Source organism: Pseudogemmobacter bohemicus, assembly GCF_003290025.1.
In the GTDB taxonomy this organism is placed as follows: domain Bacteria; phylum Pseudomonadota; class Alphaproteobacteria; order Rhodobacterales; family Rhodobacteraceae; genus Pseudogemmobacter; species Pseudogemmobacter bohemicus.
On record NZ_QNHG01000001.1, the window covers coordinates 473,338 to 475,115 of the forward strand.

The 1,778-nt window shown below is 62.7% G+C and carries 3 protein-coding genes; 2 read left to right on the top strand and 1 reads right to left on the bottom strand.

Annotation, left to right across the window (positions count from 1 at the left end):
* Window positions 1–951, top strand: a 951-nt coding sequence (locus tag DRF71_RS02175; protein ID WP_198672041.1) for a Hint domain-containing protein, incomplete at its 5' end; no start/stop codon positions are given.
* 240 nt (window positions 952–1,191) lie between these two features.
* Here the strand turns inward: DRF71_RS02175 and DRF71_RS02180 are convergent.
* Window positions 1,192–1,419 (bottom strand): DUF1127 domain-containing protein, encoded by a 228-nt coding sequence (locus DRF71_RS02180; RefSeq protein ID WP_112308968.1) that lies wholly within the window; start codon window positions 1,417–1,419, stop codon window positions 1,192–1,194.
* A gap of 87 nt (window positions 1,420–1,506) precedes the next feature.
* Between DRF71_RS02180 and DRF71_RS02185 the strand changes: the two genes are divergently transcribed.
* Window positions 1,507–1,778: GntR family transcriptional regulator (locus tag DRF71_RS02185; RefSeq protein ID WP_157970988.1), on the top strand; the 272-nt coding region annotated here is incomplete at its 3' end.

A 1,778-nucleotide genomic window follows, 5' to 3' on the forward strand; every position in this document is an offset into this window, starting at 1 on the left:
GGCGGTGTGGGCAATGATACGCTGTTCGGCGGCGAAGGCGCGGATCTGATCGAGGGCGGCGAAGGCAATAACGTTGTCTTCGGCGGTGCCGGCAATGACACGATCAACCTCAGCGGCAGCGGCGACACCGTCTTCGGCGGCGCAGATCGCGACACCATCGTGGTTGAGACCCAGGGGGCGGGCATCGGCAGCTTTGTCGATGGCGGCGAAGAGGGCGATGATTTCGACACGCTCGACCTCTCGGGCGCCGGTCCGCTGCGCGTCGTTTATGACTCGACCAACCCGGAAAATGGCCGCGTCCAGTTCCTCGACGATGACGGCAATGAGGTTGGCTATCTCGACTTCCTGAATATCGAGAATGTCATCCCCTGCTTTACCCCGGGCACGCTGATCGCGACGCCCCGCGGTGAGGTGCCGGTCGAAGAGCTGCGCGCCGGTGATAAGGTGATCACCCGCGACAATGGTATCCAGGAGATCCGCTGGACCGGCGAAAAGGCCCTGACCGGCCAGCAGCTGCGTCTCGACAGCCATCTGCAGCCGATTCTGGTCAAGGCGCACAGCCTCGGCAATGGCCTGCCCGAACGGGATATGCTGGTCTCGCCGAACCACCGTCTGCTGGTCGCCAATGACCGCACCCAGCTTTACTTCGACGAGCATGAAGTACTGGTTGCAGCCAAGCATCTGGTCGGCGCGAAAGGCATCCATCAGATCGAGTCGATCGGCGTCAGCTATATCCACTTCATGTGTGACCGCCATGAGGTCGTGCTGTCGAACGGCGCCTGGACCGAAAGCTTCCAGCCCGGCGATTACACGCTGAAAGGTATGGGCAATGCGCAGCGCAACGAGATCTTCGAGCTCTTCCCCGATCTGAAGACCGAAGAAGGGCTGGGCAATTACCATGCGGCGCGGCGCACGCTGAAAAAGCACGAGGCGAAACTGCTCGCCCGCTGAGGTTTTGGCCGGAGAGGATCTGGCACATGATTTATGCAGCGACTCCGGAGGGGTAGCCCCCGGACGAGAGGAAAGAGGCTCCGCTTGCGGGGCCTCTTTTCTTTTTTGGGCCGGGGGGTTTCGGCAGGCGGGGCGGTCCTTTGGGCGCTGGTCATAAAAAGAGGGGCCGGAAACCCGGCCCCAGTCTCAGGGGTTCTGATTCTGTGCTGCGCGCCGGGACAAGGGTGGCGCCGGCGGGGATCACTCGCGCCAGAAGGGCTTTGCGATCTCGCTGTCACGCGCGGATGCGGGCAATCCGATATCGCTCAGCAGCCGGTCATCCAGCCGCGACAGCGAAAGGCGGCTGCGTTTCCGGTTTTGCCAGCTGGCCAGGGCAAGGCCGGCCATGACCAGAAGGCGCGAGACCGGCGGCAGCCGGTCAAGCTGTGGCAGCGAAGCGGGGCGGGCAGGGGCGGATTGCCAGGTCATCTCTGTTTTGCCTTGTATTGATACAATCTGGCCGGTATGCTACAAAAGTAAATACAATAGCCCGATATCAACTGCCAGAGATACATTGTGCCGGATACAACTTGGTCTCCCGATCTCAGCGCCTGGTCAGGTCCGAAATATCTCGGTCTCAGCCGGGCCTTGCGCGATGCAATCCGCAATGGCGACCTGCCGCCCGGCACACAATTGCCGACCGTCCGCGATCTGGCCTGGCGCTTGTCGCTGACGCCGGGCACGGTGGCACGGGCCTATCAGATCTCGACCCAGGAGGGGCTGCTGGAGGCCACCGTTGGCCGTGGCACCTTTGTGGCATCCAGCCAGCCGCGGCTGGGGCCGACCCA